General features: G+C 46.6%; 16 protein-coding genes. 1 reads left to right on the top strand and 15 read right to left on the bottom strand.

The annotated features are described in order from the left end of the window. The 4 genes from cobA to hemA are packed head-to-tail and all read right to left on the bottom strand — an operon-like array spanning position 1 to position 4,120. Positions 1–1,521 (bottom strand): uroporphyrinogen-III C-methyltransferase, encoded by a 1,521-nt coding sequence (cobA, locus tag ACTNEW_RS02330; protein ID WP_441057377.1) that lies wholly within the window; start codon positions 1,519–1,521, stop codon positions 1–3. Beyond that, positions 1,521–2,426 carry a hydroxymethylbilane synthase gene (hemC, locus tag ACTNEW_RS02325; RefSeq protein ID WP_441057375.1) on the bottom strand — a complete coding sequence of 302 codons (906 nt, stop codon included), beginning with the start codon at positions 2,424–2,426 and terminating at the stop codon, positions 1,521–1,523. Before hemC ends, cobA begins: the two co-directional genes overlap by 1 nt. A gap of 1 nt (position 2,427) precedes the next feature. Then, entirely contained in the window at positions 2,428–2,901 is a 474-nt protein-coding gene (locus ACTNEW_RS02320) for a precorrin-2 dehydrogenase/sirohydrochlorin ferrochelatase family protein (RefSeq protein WP_441057373.1), read from the bottom strand. Next, positions 2,891–4,120, bottom strand: a complete 1,230-nt coding sequence (gene hemA / locus ACTNEW_RS02315) for a glutamyl-tRNA reductase (protein WP_441057371.1) — start codon at positions 4,118–4,120, stop codon at positions 2,891–2,893. The genes ACTNEW_RS02320 and hemA overlap by 11 nt, the downstream gene beginning before the upstream one ends. 231 nt (positions 4,121–4,351) lie before the next feature. Between hemA and pdxR the strand changes: the two genes are divergently transcribed. Beyond that, positions 4,352–5,695, top strand: a complete 1,344-nt coding sequence (gene pdxR, locus ACTNEW_RS02310) for a MocR-like pyridoxine biosynthesis transcription factor PdxR (protein WP_441057369.1) — start codon at positions 4,352–4,354, stop codon at positions 5,693–5,695. Positions 5,696–5,746: 51 nt separating this feature from the next. Here the strand turns inward: pdxR and ACTNEW_RS02305 are convergent, their stop codons facing one another. The 11 genes from ACTNEW_RS02305 to cbiD all read right to left on the bottom strand — a co-directional run bounded on the left by ACTNEW_RS02305 (position 5,747) and on the right by cbiD (position 18,207). Further along, complete coding sequence (locus ACTNEW_RS02305) at positions 5,747–6,388, bottom strand: precorrin-8X methylmutase (RefSeq protein ID WP_441057367.1); 642 nt, start codon at positions 6,386–6,388, stop codon at positions 5,747–5,749. A gap of 1 nt (position 6,389) precedes the next feature. Then, entirely contained in the window at positions 6,390–7,898 is a 1,509-nt protein-coding gene (locus ACTNEW_RS02300; RefSeq protein ID WP_441057365.1) for a cobyric acid synthase, read from the bottom strand. Positions 7,899–8,037: 139 nt separating this feature from the next. Further along, the gene (gene cobD / locus ACTNEW_RS02295; RefSeq protein ID WP_441058098.1) at positions 8,038–9,102 is read right to left on the bottom strand and encodes a threonine-phosphate decarboxylase CobD; all 1,065 of its coding nucleotides are present in this window, start codon (positions 9,100–9,102) and stop codon (positions 8,038–8,040) included. A gap of 145 nt (positions 9,103–9,247) precedes the next feature. Further along, entirely contained in the window at positions 9,248–10,222 is a 975-nt protein-coding gene (cbiB, locus tag ACTNEW_RS02290) for an adenosylcobinamide-phosphate synthase CbiB (RefSeq protein WP_441057363.1), read from the bottom strand. Continuing rightward, positions 10,219–11,631 (bottom strand): cobyrinate a,c-diamide synthase, encoded by a 1,413-nt coding sequence (locus tag ACTNEW_RS02285; RefSeq protein ID WP_441058096.1) that lies wholly within the window; start codon positions 11,629–11,631, stop codon positions 10,219–10,221. The genes cbiB and ACTNEW_RS02285 overlap by 4 nt, the downstream gene beginning before the upstream one ends. Positions 11,632–11,653: 22 nt before the next feature. Continuing rightward, the gene (gene cobK / locus ACTNEW_RS02280) at positions 11,654–13,618 is read right to left on the bottom strand and encodes a precorrin-6A reductase (RefSeq protein WP_441057361.1); all 1,965 of its coding nucleotides are present in this window, start codon (positions 13,616–13,618) and stop codon (positions 11,654–11,656) included. 2 nt (positions 13,619–13,620) lie between these two features. Then, the gene (cobJ, locus tag ACTNEW_RS02275; protein ID WP_441057359.1) at positions 13,621–14,349 is read right to left on the bottom strand and encodes a precorrin-3B C(17)-methyltransferase; all 729 of its coding nucleotides are present in this window, start codon (positions 14,347–14,349) and stop codon (positions 13,621–13,623) included. Beyond that, positions 14,342–15,385, bottom strand: coding sequence for a cobalt-precorrin 5A hydrolase (locus ACTNEW_RS02270; protein WP_441057357.1), 1,044 nt, complete (start codon positions 15,383–15,385; stop codon positions 14,342–14,344). The genes cobJ and ACTNEW_RS02270 overlap by 8 nt, the downstream gene beginning before the upstream one ends. A 119-nt stretch (positions 15,386–15,504) precedes the next feature. After that, the gene (cobM, locus tag ACTNEW_RS02265) at positions 15,505–16,263 is read right to left on the bottom strand and encodes a precorrin-4 C(11)-methyltransferase (RefSeq protein WP_441057355.1); all 759 of its coding nucleotides are present in this window, start codon (positions 16,261–16,263) and stop codon (positions 15,505–15,507) included. A gap of 55 nt (positions 16,264–16,318) precedes the next feature. After that, positions 16,319–17,002 carry a precorrin-2 C(20)-methyltransferase gene (gene cobI / locus ACTNEW_RS02260; protein ID WP_441057354.1) on the bottom strand — a complete coding sequence of 228 codons (684 nt, stop codon included), beginning with the start codon at positions 17,000–17,002 and terminating at the stop codon, positions 16,319–16,321. A gap of 41 nt (positions 17,003–17,043) precedes the next feature. Beyond that, positions 17,044–18,207 (bottom strand): cobalt-precorrin-5B (C(1))-methyltransferase CbiD, encoded by a 1,164-nt coding sequence (gene cbiD, locus ACTNEW_RS02255; RefSeq protein WP_441057352.1) that lies wholly within the window; start codon positions 18,205–18,207, stop codon positions 17,044–17,046. Between the last annotated feature and the right edge of the window lie 380 nt (positions 18,208–18,587).

Genomic DNA, 18,587 nt, shown 5'->3' with positions numbered 1-18,587 from the left:
TCATCGCTCCTTATTTTCTTCTTCCGCTTTCATGCGGATCACCAGAGATATCAGACTGTCTATGGTTGCTTTTTCTGCCATATCTGTTTTCATACCGTATGCATCTGCTGCTGCCTTTGTCTGTTTTCCGATACATGCAGCGCGGATACCGGAATAATCTTCACATCCGGTGCCTTCCACAAAGCCTTTCACCGTTGATACACTGGTAAATACCACACAGTCAATATTCCCGGACTCTATTTCTTTCCTTTCATCGATCAGCTCGCTGGTTTCATAAATGGTCTGATAGGTAGGAATATCATCTACCTCCGCACCTTTGTCCGTGAGCAGCTTCACAAGATTCTCGTTGCCTTTTTCCGCACGGGGAATAAGAATCTTCTCTGTTCCCTCAAGCCCTGCCGCAAGAGCTTCCCCGAGGGAATCCCCGTCATATACTTCCGGCATCAGATCTGCACAAATTCCATGTTCCGCAAGTTTTTTACGGGTACCTTCTCCAATGGAGGCTACCTTGACTTTCCCAAGTGAACGGATATCTTTTCCAGCTTCCATCATTTCACGGAAAAACACTTCCACGCCTGTGGGACTGGTAAATACCAGCCACTGATATTCTTCCATTCTGGCAAAAGCAGCCCGGATCCTGGTTTTGTCTTCTACTGCCTCTGTACGGATCGCAGGAAGTTCCAGAACCTCTGCTCCTTTTTCACGGAGTCTGGCAGCCGTCCGGGAAATCATATTTTTCGGCCTCGTAACCAGAACCTTCCATCCGGCAAGAGGCAGATCTTCATACCAGGCAAATTTATCCGCAAGTGTACAGACCTTCCCCACTACAATAATCGCAGGTGTCTCAATCCCCTGACGTTCCACTTCTTTCTTCAGATCAGAAACTGTAGCAACGATCCGCTTCTGATCCGCTGTGGTTCCTTTCTGCAGAATTGCTGCCGGCATATCAGGATCCATTCCGGCCTTCAAAAGTCCCTGCATAATATCATCCAGCGCACTGACCCCCATCAGGAATACCAGAGTACCCTTTGTGCGGACAAGCGCTTCAAAATCAATGTCATACTCCTGTCCTGCTCTCTTATGACCGGTAATGATATGAAGAGAAGAGCAGAAATCTCTGTGCGTCACAGGAATTCCATTATAAGCAGGCACTGCCAGAGGAGAAGTCACACCCGGAACAACCTCATACGGAATTCCATGTTCCTTCAGAAGCTCCAGTTCTTCCCCGCCTCTGCCGAAAAGAAACGGATCTCCTCCTTTCAGTCTTACTACCCGATACCCTTTCAGGGTCTCTTCCAGAAGGACTTTATTGATTTCTTCCTGCGGCATCGTGTGATGACTTGCACGTTTCCCCACATTGATCAGCTTCACTGAAGCAGGCACCTTTGACAGAACTCCCTGTCCCACAAGGCTGTCATAAACAACCACATCTGCCTGATTCAGCACATCCATTCCCTTCAGAGTAAAAAGGCCGATATCCCCAGGTCCGGCACCTACCAGCCATACCTTACCAACTCCCATCATACTTCTCCTTTATGTTCTTTCAGACAGGATTCCCGAAGATTTCTGGCAAGAGTTTCTCCCAGTTCTTTGGCATCCGCTGCATTCCCGCGAATACTTCCTTTCTTCCAGGACCCGTCTGATTCATGATAATATAAACCTCTCAGAAAAAGATGTCCTTCCTCCACCTCTGCATACGCAGCTACAGGGGAAGAACATCCTCCATTCAGATATTTTACAAAAGCGCGTTCCGCACTTCCGGCAATCCATGCATCCTGATCGCAGTAGCCTTCCAGAAATCCGTAGTCTTCTCCTTCAATTCCCTGCACAGCAAGAATCCCCTGACCGGCGGCGGGAATCATCTCATCCGGGGTAAAATATCGGAAAATACGATCTGAAAGTCCCATACGCTTCAGTCCCGCCGCAGCCAGAACCAGTGCCGCATATTCTCCGGAATCCAGCTTGCGCAGTCTTGTCTGCAGATTTCCGCGGATACTTTTTACCTCCATGTCCGGATAAAGTTCCCTCAGCTGCAGGATCCGGCGCAAGCTGGAACAGCCGATCGGTCCGGAATGATCCAGTTTCTTACACCCCTGCGGAAGAACCAGTACATCCCTGGGATCTTCTCTTCTGGAAAAAGCCAGCAAAGGCAATTTCTCCGGCACTTCCATCGGCATATCCTTCAGACTGTGGACAGAAAGCCGGCTTCTTCCGTCAAGAAGCGCCAGATCCAGTTCCTTTACAAACAGCCCCTTGCCTCCAACCTTATCCAATGTCCTATCCAGAATCTTATCACCGGTCGTCTTCATGGTCAGAATTTCCACGTCAAGTTCCGGATGATGTTCTGTGATATAATCCCGCACCATTTCACTCTGACAGACTGCCAGAGCACTTTCGCGGCTTCCTATGACAATTTTTTCTCTCATATCAATCCTCATCGGATGCTTCTGTCATTGCCTGTTCAATGGCAACACGCACCCTTCTTGCCTTCTTATGATCCAATCCGCTGGCTGTGATTCCCACCACCAGCTCGTCCTGCATAAAAATTCCCGGAAAATAAAAATCGCATTTATCTTTATCATCCGCGATATTTACATAGATTCCCTCTTCCTTGCAGATACGGTAAATCTCATCGTTCAATTTGTGATCATTGGTCGCAGCGATCACCATATAGGCTGCCGCAAAATCGGAGCGCTTTACCGCACGCTGCTGCAGTGTGACCATTCCCGCCTTGCCAAGTTCCACGAGATCCGGTGTCATCCGGGGAGCCACAGCAGTAACATTTCTTGTAAACTGAAGCAGCGTTTTTACTCTTCTTGTTGCAATGTTGCCGCCTCCGACCACTACGATATTTTTATCAGACAGATCCACAAACATGGGAAAATATCTTTTATTCTTCATAAATCCTCTCCAGTCCTGCCACACATTCCAGAAAAGCCTCCTGCTTCAGATTGTCCCGAAGTCCGAAGATCAGCTTGGTCACAACCTTGCCTGCAGCTGTACTCACAGCTTCTTCCAGCTTTTCACGGTCTGATTCTTCCATAGGGGTATTTTTCAGTATTTTTGCGATCCGAAGATTCAGATCATGTACCGCTTCTTCCCGGATATCCTGAATCCGCGGAATCACATCACGACCATCCAGCCACATATAAAATTCATCCATCTGTGCCCGCACAATGGCACCTGCCGCCTCCAGATTCTGCTCCAGCTCTTTCGGTGTCTCTTCCATGTGGAAACTGTCCATATCATAAAGCACCATTCCCTCTCTTTCCCCAAGAGACGGTTCAATATCACGGGGTACAGCCAGATCAATCAAAACCAGTTTTTCCTTACACTGCACTCCTTCAAAAAGTTCTTCCCGAAGGGTGAAATTCGGACTGGCAGTAGCACTCACTACCAGGTCACACTGTGGAAGATATTCCATACGATCCCCATAATTGATCCGCTTGCATCCCACCGGAATATTCACCATTCCGCTTCGATACTGTCGCACAGTCACGGTCACGTCCGCCCCGCATTCCTTCAGCGTCTGTGCAGCAACTTTTCCCATTTCCCCGTTGCCGATCACAAGACAGACTTTGTCTCTGACAAAATATCCCTGTTCCTCCAGAAAACGAATTGCCTGATGGATCACGGACGGATTCCCATGGGCAAAGGGCACCTCTGTCTTGATTTTTTTACCTGCTGTCACCGCCATACGGAACAGCACTTCCAGAACACCATCTGTAGTGAAGTGCTCTCTTGCAAGATTCAGCGCGTCTTTCACCTGCGTAAGGATCTGGTCTTCTCCCAGAATCTGTGATTTCAGTCCGCTGGCAAGATAAAACAGATGCTCTGCGGCCTCCCTGTCTTCTCTCTTCACGAAATACTGCTCATAGCCCTGTTCTGCCACGCCTTTCATCCTGCACAGGCTGTCATACAGAGAAATCTCCGCATCATCCTCTGTACTCACCCAGATTTCCAGACGGTTACAGGTGGACAAAATAATACAGCCAAGAATCCCCTTCTGTTCCTTCAGCTTTTCCATCGCCTCTCCCGCATTCTTTTTGGAAAAAGCAAAAAGCGCCCGGATGTCCAGGGGAGCTCTGCTGTGATCAACTCCGATCATGGAAATACTCATAATCTATTGTTCTCCTTTGTACTACTTATCTATATCAATCATAATCATTCGGTCAGACAATGTCAATTCCAATCTTCATTGACAATCTTTTTCATAATTCCTATAATAATTCCTATAATAGTGGAAAATGCAAAAAAACAGAACATGTTCTTTGCTTTCATCAATCTGATGGAAGCGTCCGTTTCTGTATCTGTTTTCCGTAATCACATGTTCTCTGAAAGGGGATTCTGCATGAGTCTGAAATTAGATAAAACTGTCCGAAATGAACATTTATACATGGAAATCTATCATTATTACCGCGGTCTGATTCTGAATCACAAACTGCTTCCCGGAAGTAAAATGCCTTCTCTTCGCAAATGCGCCCAGGAACTGAAGCTCAGCCGCACAACCATTGAGAATGCCTATCTTCAACTTGCCGCTGACGGATATATCATTTCCAAAGCACAGAGCGGTTATTATGTGACCAATATTGCTTCCAGACCGGATCCTGCCAGAAATCCCCATACAGAAAATCCCTCTGCCTGCCGGTATGATTTCTCTTCCTCCGGTGCAGACCGGGAAAGCTTCCGGTTTGATCTGTGGCGCCGCTACATCAAAAGTGCTCTGAGGCAGGATGAACGTCTTCTTTCCTACGGAGAGCCGCAGGGGGAATCGGATTTCCGCCAGGCTCTGGCTGATTATATCAGAGAACGGCGCAATGTCCTGTGCAGTCCGGACGACATTGTGGTCGGTGCCGGCGTGCAGAGTCTTCTGCATATTCTCTGTCCGCTTCTGAAAGATAAAAAAACAGTGTCTTTCCCGACGCCTTCTTTTGTCCAGGGCAGCACAGTATTCCGGGATTACGGTTTTGATGTCCGTTACAGGAACAAAGACTGCGGCGTCATATATGTTTCCCCTGCCCATATGACTAAATGGGGAGAGATCATGCCCATTTCCCGCAGGCTGGAACTCATCCGCTACGCCGCGGAACACGACAGTCTGATTATCGAAGATGACTTTGAAAATGAATTTGTCTATCTTCAGAAACCAACTCCGTCCCTGCACAGTCTTGCAGGAGGACAGGGTGTGGTATACATCGGATCTTTTTCCAGACTTCTGCTGCCTTCTATCCGAATCAGCTTTATGGTGCTTCCGGAATCTCTCCGGGATGCATACCTGCAAAAAGCTGCCTGCTATAATCAGACAGCCTCAAAAGCAGAACAGATTGCTCTTTGCCAGTTTATCCGTGACGGACACCTTGCTGCCCAGACCCGAAAGCTGAAACGATTGTATTCCGTCAAACTCAAACAGCTCCTGACTGCTGTTCAGGAGGTCTTTGGAAAAGACAGCCGTATTCAGATCGGTGCTGCAGGTACCAGTCTTGCCCTCACTCTTTCCGTTTCTCTCACCGGAAAAGAACTAAAAGAAAAGGCCCGGGAACAGGGTCTGCGCATTCAGATTCTGAAGGAATCCACAGACGAAGTGACGGTTATCCTTTCCTGTTCCTCCATGCCCGTGGAAGATTTTCTGCCGGCATGCAAACTACTGAATGAAGTCTGCAGCCGCTTCCCCGTACACAGAGCAAACACACTCTGACCCGACAAAAACTCAGGCCGATCCGCATGTCGGTCATTTGTATTCTTTGCACTAATCTCTCTTATTATCGATCATATAAAGCAGCGCATTGCAGATGCATGCTGCGATGTTGCTGCCGCCTTTTCTTCCCCGTGCCACAATATACGGAACCTCTGTTTCCATGATCAGTTCCTTCGACTGCACCACATTTACAAACCCTACCGGCACACCGATGATCAGTTCCGGATTCAGCTTTCCGTCTTCGATCAGTTCATACAGGCGTACCAGCGCAGTCGGTGCATTTCCGATTGCAAAAATCAGCTTTTTATCCAGCAAAGCTGCCTTATCCATGCTGGCAGTTGCTCTTGTGGTACCATTTTTTCTGGCAATCTCCGCCACATCTTCATCAGACATAAAACAATACACCTCGCCGCCGTAACGTGCCAGCGCCCGTTTATTGATTCCGGATTTTGCCATCTGTGTATCTGTCACAATACAGGCTCCCTGTTTGATGGCTTCCATGGCTTTTTCCACTGCGTTTGGAGAAAAACAGAGATTTCTGGCATAATCAAAATCCGCACTTGTATGGATACAGCGCTTCACGACCAGTTCGGTTCCCGGAGTCAGCGGTGTATCTCCAAGCTCTTCTGTAATAATCTGAAAGCTCCGTTTTTCGATATCCATTGGTTTTACATTTTCCAATTCTACTTTCATGTCAGATTCCCTCCTCCAGTATCTGATAAATCTTATCCATATCCAGATGTTTCCGGAGTTCTGCCGCCAGAATATCATACTGTGTCTCTTTAAATGCGGCAAAATCCACACCTGTCATATCCTTTACATCAATGCCTTTTCTGCGTCCAAGAACACGGATCATTGCTTCCGCAGCTCCCTCGCTGTCAAATACACCGTGTACATAAGTACCGCAGATGTTTTTGCAGCATGCACCTTCTGTTTTTTCTTCTCCACTCACCTGATCTTTAATCACAGTGAATGGTACGGCTCCTTCTTTCAGAACCGATTCTCCCATATGAATCTCATATCCGGTCAGGGAAACACCGTCAAATTCCTCCATATCTCCGTCCAATGCACAGAAAGTACCGGAAACTCTTGTCCTTGTTTTCGTTTTCGCGAATTCCGTATCCATGGGAAGAAGTCCCATTCCCCGCATGGAACCGCCGGCTTCCACGCCATATGGATCACTCAGAGTCTCTCCAAGCATCTGATAACCGCCGCAGATACCAAAAATCATTTTTCCGGCAGCTGCTTCTTTTAGAATGGCTGCTTCCATCCCGGTCTCCCGCATCCATTTCAGGTCATCCATGGTATTTTTGGTTCCCGGAAGAATGATCATATCCGGATTTCCAAGTTCACCGACATGTTTCACGTAACGAAGGGAAACTCCCGGGATACTTTCCAGCGGATTAAAGTCTGTAAAATTGGAAATTCTCGGCACACGTACAACAGCAATATCAATCTGTCCCACTTCCTGATTTCTGTCAAAGCGTTCTGTCAGACTGTCCTCATCTTCCACCTGGATCTGCAGATAAGGAGCCACTCCGACCACCGGAATCCCGCTTCGCTGTTCCAGCATTTCCACACCGGGATCCAGAATCGTTTTGTCACCGCGGAATTTATTAATAATCAGGCCCTTTACCATGGCACGTTCCTCTTCCTCCAGAAGCTCCACCGTACCAACAAGCTGTGCAAAAACACCTCCGCGGTCAATATCTCCCACCAGAAGAACCGGTGCTTTGGCCATTTTTGCCATACCCATGTTTACGATATCCTCTTCCTTTAAGTTGATTTCCGCAGGGCTTCCGGCGCCTTCGATCACAATGATATCATTCTCCTCAGACAGTTTCTGAAAAGCCTTCATAATATCCGGGACCAGTTTTTTCTTATATTTAAAATAATCCCTGGCACTCATGGTTCCCAACACTTCTCCGTTTACAATAACCTGAGAACCTACATCATTTGTCGGCTTTAAAAGAATGGGATTCATCAGAACAGACGGAGTGATTCCTGCTGCTTCCGCCTGCATCACCTGTGCCCGTCCCATCTCCAGCCCCTCCTCTGTAATAAAGGAATTCAGCGCCATATTCTGAGATTTAAAAGGAGCCACACGATAACCATCCTGATGAAAAATCCGGCACAGCCCGGCAGCAAGGAGGCTTTTCCCTGCATTGGACATGGTTCCCTGAATCATAATTGTCTTCGCCATTGTCATCTTCCTTCCTGTTTCTTATTTCCCCTGCAAAATTTACTTCTGTTCGCTAATATCTGTGTTTTTTCTTTTGTTCATCAATTTCTTTCCTATTTCGTTCTTCTGCTTATCAATGCTCTTATATTCATTCTGCTTATCAGTTCCCGGAAAGTATTTTTTCCAATGTCATGATGAGCCTTGTATTCTCTTCCGGACGTTTTACCGCGATTCTGTAATAACCTTCACCCAAACCAGGATAATTGCTGCAGCTTCGAATCAGAATCCCCTCTCTGACACAGTCGTCAAAAAGACCGGTCGGGCCTTTAAAAAACAGATAATTTGCCTGTGACGGAAATACTTTCAGTCCCAACGCTTCCATCTGTCTCTTCAGCTTCTCAGATTCCCGAAAAATCAACTGTCTTCCCCGCTCCACATATTCCTGTTCTTTTAAAGCGGCGATACCGGCTTCCTGTGCTACTGTGGAAACATTCCACGGCTGGGTCACGGTCTCCATCCGCTCCAGGAGTTCTCTGTCTGCACACATACCATACCCGAGACGAATACCTGCCATGGCATACCGTTTGGTAAATGCCTTCAGGATAAAAAGATTTTTATGCAATGCAAGCTGTGACTTCAATGTATATCGTTCGGGTTCTCTGACAAAATCCAGAAAACATTCATCCACCACCAGCAGAATATTCTTCTGCACGCAGATTTCCAGAATCTTCAGAAGAATTTCCCGCTCTGTCAAAACCCCGGTAGGGTTATTGGGATTACAGAGAAATATCATATCCAGATGATCATGAATCTCCAGATAATCATGAATCAGCTCCAGAAAGGAATCTTTCAGGCAAAATCCCTCTTCCTCCTTCAGATAGCCGTATTCCACCCGGCAATCCACACTTCTCAATGCCTGTTCATATTCTGCAAACGTCGGTGCAGGTACAAGGGCATTTTGGGGCTTCACTGCTCTGCATAGAGAAAAAATCACTTCTGCCGCTCCATTTCCGCAGAGGATATTTTCTCCATCAATTCCCTCATACTCTCCAATTGCTTTGCGAAGAGGACCGCAGCCCACTCTCGGATATTCCGATATCCGTTCCAGACTTTCCGCTGCCGCTTTTTTTACACTCTCCGGGGTTCCCAGAGGATTGCAGTTGGCAGAAAAATCCAGACAATTTTCATATTGATAGATATTTCCTCCATGAACATGTTTCTGCATGATTGTTACTCCTGTCAGACTTTCTTTACTGTTATATTTCATAGCATTCTCATCACCTGAAACTGCCCCATAAATTACTAAACTTTCGAATCAGTTACATGCTTCTGTCATTTCCTATATGTATCACATTCATTACTCATAGATATCACATCACTATCATATACGCAAACAGTCCCCGTACAGCCAGAAATACCAGCACTCCAAGTACTGCTGCAGCATACAGAAGATGATTTGCTCTTCGGATATCCTCAACTTCTACCGGACGGATGGGATCCCCGATGGTTGGTTTTTCATATAATTTCCCAAAATACCAGGCATTTCCGGCAAGCTGCACATCCAGCGCGCCTGCCATAACCGCTTCTGTCTGTGCAGAATTGGGACTTGCATGATTGTGTCTGTCTCTGAGATAAATTTTCGCAGCATTTCTTCCATCCATTCCGGTCAAAAAGGATGCCGCCACCATCAGCCATCCGGAAATTCTTGATGGAATATAATTTACCACATCATCCAGTTTCGCAGCACACCTGCCAAAATACAGATATTTCTCATTCTTATATCCAAGCATGGAATCCATGGTATTGATGCCTTTGTACAGAAACATCAGCGGTACTCCGCCAATTGCCATATAAAGCATAGGGGCAATGATGCCGTCGGAAGTATTTTCCGCAACCGTTTCCACTGCCGCCTTTGTCACACCTTCTTCTGTCAGGGATTGTGTATCACGGCCCACGATCATGGAAACCGCATACCTTGCCTCATCTAAGGTGCCGTTTTTCAGCCGGTCATACACTTTCATGCTCTCTGTCTTTAAAGATTTCGTGGCAAGAAGCTGATAACACCAGAAGGTTTCCAGAACAAGTCCCAGCCAGGGAGCGATTCTGTATAAAACCACAAGAATCCCCAGTGGAATTCCTCCGCTGAGCAGACATACAAGCAACACTTCCAGACATCCGCCTGCCAGTTCTCCCCTGTCTGTTTTCGGAAAAATCTTTCGAATTTGCTTTTCCAGAAGCGCGATCAGATTTCCGATCAGGCAGACCGGATGATAAAGCCATCGCGGATCACCCACGATCAAATCTATAAGAAACCCTGCTGCCAGGGCAATCATTCCATATTTCATTTTCTGCTCCTTTTATATTCCAGGCATTTCTTCAGAAACGTCTGCGGTACACAGGGATTTCCATAATAATACAGATGCGGGAATCCGGCCAGAAGCCGTTCCCTGCTGTGCATACAGTCCCATCCTCTTGTGCTGGCCGGCTTAGAAGCATGAAGCGCAGAACCGCAGTTCTCTGAATCAAAATAATGAAATTCATGTGCCGGAATTTTCCCCGGGTCAGAATTTCCAAAAAAGTCTGCAGCCGGAAGGGAATCATTTTTTTCCAGTGTAATATAACCAAATCTGGAAAGTTTTGGTGTGCGGTATACTTTTCCCGGAATCACCCCTGCCATATGATAAAACCTTCCGTCCATTCCCTCCATTTCTTCATGAAGGTACATAAATCCGCCGCATTCCGCCATACAGGGAATTCCCTGTTTTATCGCCTGCGAAACATCCTGCCGCATAGTTTCGTTCTGCTCAAGAAGCGAACCGTTCAGCTCCGGATAACCGCCATAAAGCAGTATTCCGTCAAGGTCTTCCGGAAGTGTTCGGTCGTGAATAGGAGAAAAAGAAACCAGTTCCGCCCCCATATTTCGAAGCAGCCGGAAATTATCCTCATAAAAGAAACAGAACGCCTCATCATCTGCCACACCTATGCGCACTTTTTCCGGCAGGCGCCAGGCATATACATTATTCTCTGCAGCGTCATGAATACAATGTTCCTTTAATTGCACTGGCGCTGCATTTTCAGCAAGAGCAAGAATCGCATCCATATCCAGTGTTTTTTCCAAAACTCCTGCAAGTTTTTCAAGACGGCTTTTCAGCTCCGGAATTTCATCAGGAAGCACCAGACCCAGATGGCGGCTCTCGATCACACAGTCCTCCACCTTCGGCACATAACCCAGAACCTGAACACCGAGTTCTTCTTCCAAAAGCTTTTTCATTCTCGGATAAAGCATCGGGGACATCTGATTCAAAATTACTCCCTGAATATGACTGTTCTTCCGGTATTCCAGGAATCCTTTCACATAAGCGGCCAGGGAAATACTCATTCCCCTGCTGTTCACAATAAAAATTACCGGCGTATCCGTGGTGTCTGCAAGATCATAAGCGCTGGCTTTGTCCGTAATCCCGCCTACACCGTCATAAAATCCCATCACGCCTTCGATCACTGCAATATCACAGTCTGACGCATTCTCTGTCAGCAGATATCTGACCATTTCTCCATCTGTAAAAAATGTATCCAGATTTCGTGATTTCGTCCCGATCACACGGCTGTGAAACATGGGATCAATATAATCCGGGCCGCATTTAAACGATGCAACCTTTTTTCCACGATTTACCAGTGCCTGCAAAAGTCCGCAGGTGATCAGTGTCTTTCCGCTTCCGCTTGCTCCCGCAGCCAGAAGAATCCTTGGTATTTTCATCATGCAGCCCCTCTCTTTCTGCTTATTTCTGACATGTAATCATATAAACCGGATTTTCCCCCATCATCAGATGATATCTCCCGATTTCCTTTGCCCGTGAGGCAGCCAGCTGTACCACTTCAGTTTCCTCAAATGCGAATTCCCGAATTGCAGAGAGCGCTTCCGAAATCGTTTCCAGAGTAATACAGTTGATCACAATACGCACATGCTCATTTTTCTCAAGCAGTACCTGCAGGATTTCGCGAAGATTTCCTGACGAACCTCCGATAAACGCATGTGTCGGTACAGGCAGATTTTCCAGCGCATCCGGAGCCATTCCATGAACGATTTCCAGATTATCTGCTGCAAATTTCTTTTTATTCTGAAGAAGAAGCTCTGCTGCCTCCTCCTTTTTTTCAATCGCATAAACAATGCCCTGGTGTGCACGCAGCGCCATCTCCACAGATACCGAACCGGTACCTGCGCCTACATCATAGCAGATGGAATCCTCGGTAAGCTTCAGTTTGGAAAGTGAAACCGTCCTCACTTCTTCTTTTGTCATCGGTGCTTTTCCGCGGATAAATTCTTCATCCGGAATCCCATGTGTTTCCAGACGCGATACAGAATTTTCGTTGTAAGCACAGATTACACTTAAGGGATCTCCCTGATATTCTGTCAGTTTGGCTGCAGGAGCTGCAAATATTTTTTCATTTTTGTAGGAAAGATTTTCTCCCACATAGAGAATCACATCTCCCATTCCGTAATCTGTCAGTTTCCGCGCAAGCTGTGAAACCCCATCAGAGGTTCCAAGTATCGCAAATACTTTGCGGAAGCAGCGAATCAGGGAAATCAGATTGCAGCTTCTTCCATGTGCGCTGACAATTTTGGCATCATCCCAGGATAAACCGATTTTTGCCATAAAATAAACCACGGACGAGATTCCGCAGATTACTTCCGTATCCTCCCCAAGCAGGGAAAGAAGTTTTCTGGCTCCGCTGTAAAATCCCACATCCCCGGAAAGCGCCACCACTACATGTGCAAACTCCGGATGGGAATGAATATAATCTGCGATCACATCACTCCGGTACTCATAAAGCACCTGATGATGAGAAAGCTTCACCGAATCTGCGATACGTCTTGCTCCAATGAGCAGATCCGCACGTTCCAGTGCTCTCTGTCCCTGTACAGTCAGCGTATCCCTGCTTCCCATTCCGATTCCAAGAAGCGTTACCTGAGGTTTTTCCAGAATACCGAAATGCTCTCCCAGCATTTTCCTGCATTCTTTCAGGGAAAGCCCTTTCTCCTGCAGAGGACGTCCGATAATCACCAGCTGTACCTGACATTCCATGGCAGCTTCCGCTTTTTCCAGAAAACCGCCTGCCTTGCCGGAATCCTTGGTTACCAGATATCTGCAGTCATACTGCCGGAGCATCGCCGCATTCAGTTCTCTGGAAAACGGTCCCTGCATCCCGATCAGATGTTTTCCCTCCAGACCGTAGGAAGCACAGGCTGTCATCACAGACGGAAGGGAAAGTACTCTGGCATAGAGCCTCTCCTGATATCCCGGAAGTGCGGTAAATTTGCCCAGTTCCTTACTTCCTGTCGTAAGGAGTATATTTCCTTCTGTATTTTTCAGGTATTCCACTGCTGCCTCAGGACTGTCCACATAAACAGCGTTTTCCTGGTCTCCGCTGTCTCCTTCTTCTCTCAGCACGCGCTGATAAACGATTCCTGCATTCTCACATGCCGTATGTATATTTTTTGTCACTTCCGCAGCATAAGGATGGGTTGCATCCAGCACCATCTCCGGCCGGATTTCCTCAAACAGCTTTTCCATCTCTTCCTGCGTAAGTCTGGCTGCCTGCACCTTCAGAAAAGGATTTTCCTCCACCGATCTGCTTCCATACTCCGTTGCCACGCAAGCCAGTACCGGAATCTGATTTCTGGACAGATAACGGCACAGATCATATCCTTCTGTTGTACCTGCAAAAACAATGACTTTGTACATAGTTATCTCCGATAGCCTCTTGGTGTGACCATTTTTCCATTGATTTCTCTGGTCTGTGAATTTCCGATAAATACCGTCGTAAACATATCCACCTGCGTATCACGCAGTTCTTTCAGGGTCATCACTCTGGAGGTTTCCCCTTCACGTGCGATATTGGCAACAATTCCGCATACGGTATCCGGTGATTTGTACTGCATCATAAGATCACAGGCCTTCTGCAGATAGTCATGGCGCTTGCGGCTGGACGGATTATAAAGGCAGATCACAAAATCCGCCTGAGATGCTCCAAGCAGTCTGGCTTCGATTTTTTCCCACGGAGTCAGAAGATCGCTCAGACTGATCAGACAAAAATCGTGAATGAGCGGTGCGCCAAGAACTGCCGCTCCGCCGGTCGCTGCTGTTACACCCGGAATAATTTCCAGTTCTACCTCCGGATATTCCTCTCCTATTTCGTACATCAGACCAGCCATACCATAAACGCCTGCATCGCCGCTGCAGATCATGGATACATTTTTGCCTTTTCTGGCTTCTTCAAAAGCCAGAATACAGCGGTCTACTTCTTTTTTCATCGGAGTGGTCATAAATTCCTTATCTGCAAAATGTTCCTTTACCAGATCCACATAAACGGTATATCCGATGATCACATCACTTTCTTCAAGGGCACGGATTGCTTTTCCGGTCATCTGGTCGTATGCCCCCGGTCCGATGCCTGCCACATAAATTTTACTCAAAACAAATCCTCCAATCCCGGACTGCCATCGCTGTTGTCACGCCGCAGCCGCATGTTTTATTCTGTATCAGATGGCCATGCCCGCTGGCAAGAACCGCACTTCTCTCACATACATTATCCACTCCCGTCACCTTTTTGACAAAGTCAGACGGTGTAAATTCTCCGGAAACTGCACGCAATTCTTCTCCGGAATAAGTTTCAAAAGGTACCTGCCATTTTTCGCTGAGCGCAAGAAGTGCAGGCTCTTCTTTTTTGAGATCCACGCTTGCCAGTGCAGAAATGGCCTCTCTGTATATGCCCGAGGTTTTCAGGCTTTCCGAAGCGGTTTCCAGCACAGCCTGCGGTTCTTTGTCCTTTTTACAGCCAATGCCCATGGTAACCACACGCGGCACAATCTGAACAGTAGATGCAAAAGGCAGCACATTCCGGTAAACAGTCACTGCTATTCCGATCTCCGGTTTTGATTCTTCCTGAATATCGCAGAGCACCAGTCCTTCCGGCAGCTCACCTTCATAAGGAAATTCACTGTAAAATCCCACCTGCCTGCCGGCAAGAAGCGCAGCAGAGACTCCCTTTGCCGCTTTCATATGAAAGATACTGCACCCGTTTTTTCTGGAAAAAACATCCACAGCAAACCGGCCGTGAAGATCTGTAGCTGTTGTCACTACCGGCTGTGCTTCCAGAATTTCACCTGCTCTGACAGCCAGTTCATTGGCGCCCCCAAGGTGTCCGGATAAAAGAGAGATTACAAATTTCCCGCATTCATCAATGACCAGCACGGCAGGATCAGTCTTTTTACTTTTTACAAACGGTGCAATACTGCGAACAGCGATGCCGCATGCTCCCACAAAAATCACCGCATCCGCTTCCCGGAATTTCTGTTCTGTCCATGCCTGATGGCTAATCGTAATGGATTCCGGCAGATATTTGCTTTTTGCATCCAGAGCTGCCTGCCATCCCATCTCCTGAAGTCCAGTCATCAGACGTCTTCCTGTTTCATAGCCGGTAAGGCTGAAGCACAAAATTGCTGCTTTCATATCCATCCTACCTCATTGCTTCTGTTTATGTTTGTTACTTCTGATTATGCTTCTTACTTCTGATTGATATTTTTGATTTTTCTGCTTCTTTATTAATTATTTGAATGACATTCTGAATCTTATTTGGTTGCTTTACGAAATTCCGTCGTAAAGGAAGGATCATAAAGCTTGGAACGATCATAGTGAGCCGCATTTACCACGTCTCCGATAATCATCAGTGCTGTTTTGGTAATATTGTTTTCCTTTGCAGTCTGTGCAAGAGTTCCTACTGTGCAGACAAACGTCTTTTCATCTTCCCAGGTGGCTTTGTATACGATTGCCGCAGGAGTATCTGCGGTATAGCCGCCTTCGATCAGTCTGCGGCTCAGTTCCTCCAGCATTCCGGTGCTCAGAAAAACTACCATGGTCGCCTGATGCGCTGCAAAAGACTGAATACTTTCTTTAGCAGGAACCGGTGTTCTTCCTTCCATTCTGGTGATAATCACGCTCTGGGAAATATCCGGCAGCGTATATTCCAGATTCAATGCCCCAGCCGCACCGCAGAAAGAGCTGACACCCGGACAGGAATCATAGGCGATTCCTTTTTCATCCAGAATATCCATCTGCTCACGGATCGCACCGTAAAGACACGGGTCACCGGTATGCAGACGCACGGTTGTTTTGCCTGCTGCCTCTGCCTTTTCAATTACAGAAATAACTTCCTCCAGTGTCATTTTTGCACTGTTATAGATTGTGCAGACGTCTTTGCTGTATTCCAGAAGCTTCGGATTTACAAGAGATCCTGCATAAATAATCACATCTGCTTCTTCCAGATACTGTTTTCCTCTGATTGTGATAAGATCCGGTGCTCCCGGACCAGCTCCTACAAAATGTACCATCGTTCATTCTCCTTACGCTTCTTTTATATTATGATTCAGGAATTGTTTCTCTTCATCAATTCTCCTTAACAATGATCAGGGAATAATATCCGGCATTTTCCGGAATCTCCTCCACAGATCTGTAAATCTTTTCATCCGGCATTTGGCAGTTTTCGATCATGACACCATCCGCTCCCTGCTCTTTGATCCGGTCCTTCACTTCTTTCATTTTTTTGCCCGCTTTCATCAGGACTTTGGTTCCCGGAAGCTTCAGTGCTTCTTCAATCTGATAAGAAGCAGGAATCACATGCAGAGGCTCTGCCTTTTCCACAAGACTCATATTCAGCCTGGCTGCAACTGCACAGAAAGACGGGATACCGGAAACAATTTCTGTTTCATAGCCCAGTCCACAGATTCGTTTGTGTACATAAATATAAGTGGAATAGACCGTTGGATCTCCGAGAGTCAGAAATACCACATTCCGTCCCTGTTCCAGTACACTGCCTATCATAGAAGTACCTTCCTCGTGAGCCTTTTCCAGAGCGTCTTTATCTTTTGTCATAGGCATCGGAACAGCCATAATCTCTTTTTCATCCAGTTCCGGATATGCCCCCTTTACAATCTTGTATGCAACACTATCTTTCGGGTCATTTCCCGGTACTGCGATCACATCTGCTTCACGAATCAGTCTCAGTGCTTTCAGCGTAAGCAGCTCCGGATCTCCGGGACCTACACCTACTCCGTATAACTTTCCACTCATATTTCTTTTCTCCTTTTTCAAAAATACTCTGCTGCTATCTATCATTCTCTCTGACTTCCGTCAGATAATCTTCGTATCAGTTCTTCTGCATCCTGTGTCTGTCCCAGATAACCATAAGTATTGTTGAAGATCACAGCTCCCAGAAGAATCTGCTCATAAGACCGGTGATTCAGATAAAACTGAATTTTTTCCGTAATTTTTTTCATAGTCGGAACAAGAATCTCATTCCCCTGAAGAATATCCAGTGCCTCATCCGTAGTGCCGGCATCCAGGATTTCCCGTGCACAGTTAAGATCTGCTCCTGCCCGAATGGCATTGGCACACAATATCTCCATACGGCTGTCCGCACTGTGGGAATGCGTGTTCATAATGCCGCCGGCCACTTTTACAAATTTACCGATATGAGAAACAAAAAGGATTCCCTTTACCCCCATATCAATGGCCATGTCAATGGTCTCGCCCACATAATTGCTGCACTTGATGTTTTTTTCAAAGGGAAGATCCATATGTTCCCGAAGATAATCCGCACCGTAATTACCGGGAGTTACCAGAAGGTATTTTTCCCCCTGTGCCACATGCTGTTTCATCTCCACACGAATACTTTCCACCAAAGCCTTTTCACTCATCGGTTCCACAATTCCGGACGTACCGAGGATGGAAATACCGCCCACGATTCCAAGCCTGGGATTAAACGTCTTTTTCGCAATTTCTGTGCCTTCCGGGACGGAAATGGTGATTTTCAGGCCGCCTTCATATTCAAAACGATCTGCCGCCTCCCGGGCACTTCGAAGAATCATAGCTTTCGGAACCGGATTAATGGCAGCTTCTCCGACTTTCTGGGAAAGTCCCGGTCTGGTCACTCGTCCAACACCGATTCCACCGTCAACAACGATATCATTCCCCTTCGTTTTTTCTGCTTTTGCATAAACGAGAATTCCATTGGTCGTATCCGGATCATCTCCGGCATCCTTGCGCACCGCGCAGGAAACACTGTCTCCGTCTTTCTCTACATCCAGAAGTTCCAGATGAAGAAGAATTCCCTTCGGAGTCATCAGTTCCACTTCTTTCAGCATTTCTCCGCCAAGAAGCATGGATACAGCCCCCTTACAGGCTGCTGCAGCACAGGAACCTGTGGTATAGCCAAAACGCATTTTTTTCTGATTGCGGATAACATAACAGTCCTCCAGCCCTGTCTTATGTCCCATGGCATTGCTCCTTTTGTCGCACTTTCCTGTAATATAAAAAGAGTTTTGCATGACAACAAAACCCCAGAAAACACCAGAATCTCCCGGTTGCCGCAGGATTTTCTGTCCCGGAAAACAACAGTCAGTATCTGGCTTTTACAGTAACGGACTTGTGCAGGAGTTCCACCTGCTTCCTGAATGCTGTTTCCTTATAATCCGCTACTTATTATATATTCTGCCTGTAAAAAAGTCAATTATATTGAGGGATTCCTTCGTATAAAATCACTTTTTCCATCCTATAAATAATTACTTTTTTCAGTTAACATTAACAAACCTCTGAACTCTATGATATTCATCCGTTGAAGAAAAATGTTTTATCTGTTATAGTATGAGCTGAGAAA

The organism is Blautia sp. HCP3S3_G3 (assembly GCF_052063365.1).
In the GTDB taxonomy this organism is placed as follows: domain Bacteria; phylum Bacillota; class Clostridia; order Lachnospirales; family Lachnospiraceae; genus Blautia_A.
Note: the sequence above shows the minus strand (reverse complement) of the source record. Positions and strands in the feature narration are given on the sequence as shown.

Excerpts from the sequence above, each read along its gene's own strand:
- cbiB (WP_441057363.1), bottom strand. The coding sequence starts at position 10,222 with ATGAAATATGGAATGATTGCCCTGGCAGCAGGGTTTCTTATAGATTTG.
- cbiD (WP_441057352.1), bottom strand. The coding sequence starts at position 18,207 with ATGGGACATAAGACAGGGCTGGAGGACTGTTATGTTATCCGCAATCAG.
- ACTNEW_RS02285 (WP_441058096.1), bottom strand. The coding sequence starts at position 11,631 with ATGAAAATACCAAGGATTCTTCTGGCTGCGGGAGCAAGCGGAAGCGGA.
- cobD (WP_441058098.1), bottom strand. The coding sequence starts at position 9,102 with ATGCAGAAACATGTTCATGGAGGAAATATCTATCAATATGAAAATTGT.
- cobM (WP_441057355.1), bottom strand. The coding sequence starts at position 16,263 with ATGGTACATTTTGTAGGAGCTGGTCCGGGAGCACCGGATCTTATCACA.
- cobK (WP_441057361.1), bottom strand. The coding sequence starts at position 13,618 with ATGTACAAAGTCATTGTTTTTGCAGGTACAACAGAAGGATATGATCTG.
- ACTNEW_RS02305 (WP_441057367.1), bottom strand. The coding sequence starts at position 6,388 with ATGAAAGTAGAATTGGAAAATGTAAAACCAATGGATATCGAAAAACGG.
- ACTNEW_RS02300 (WP_441057365.1), bottom strand. The coding sequence starts at position 7,898 with ATGGCGAAGACAATTATGATTCAGGGAACCATGTCCAATGCAGGGAAA.
- cobA (WP_441057377.1), bottom strand. The coding sequence starts at position 1,521 with ATGGGAGTTGGTAAGGTATGGCTGGTAGGTGCCGGACCTGGGGATATC.
- hemC (WP_441057375.1), bottom strand. The coding sequence starts at position 2,426 with ATGAGAGAAAAAATTGTCATAGGAAGCCGCGAAAGTGCTCTGGCAGTC.
- ACTNEW_RS02320 (WP_441057373.1), bottom strand. The coding sequence starts at position 2,901 with ATGAAGAATAAAAGATATTTTCCCATGTTTGTGGATCTGTCTGATAAA.
- ACTNEW_RS02270 (WP_441057357.1), bottom strand. The coding sequence starts at position 15,385 with ATGAAAGCAGCAATTTTGTGCTTCAGCCTTACCGGCTATGAAACAGGA.
- pdxR (WP_441057369.1), top strand. The coding sequence starts at position 4,352 with ATGAGTCTGAAATTAGATAAAACTGTCCGAAATGAACATTTATACATG.
- cobI (WP_441057354.1), bottom strand. The coding sequence starts at position 17,002 with ATGAGTGGAAAGTTATACGGAGTAGGTGTAGGTCCCGGAGATCCGGAG.
- hemA (WP_441057371.1), bottom strand. The coding sequence starts at position 4,120 with ATGAGTATTTCCATGATCGGAGTTGATCACAGCAGAGCTCCCCTGGAC.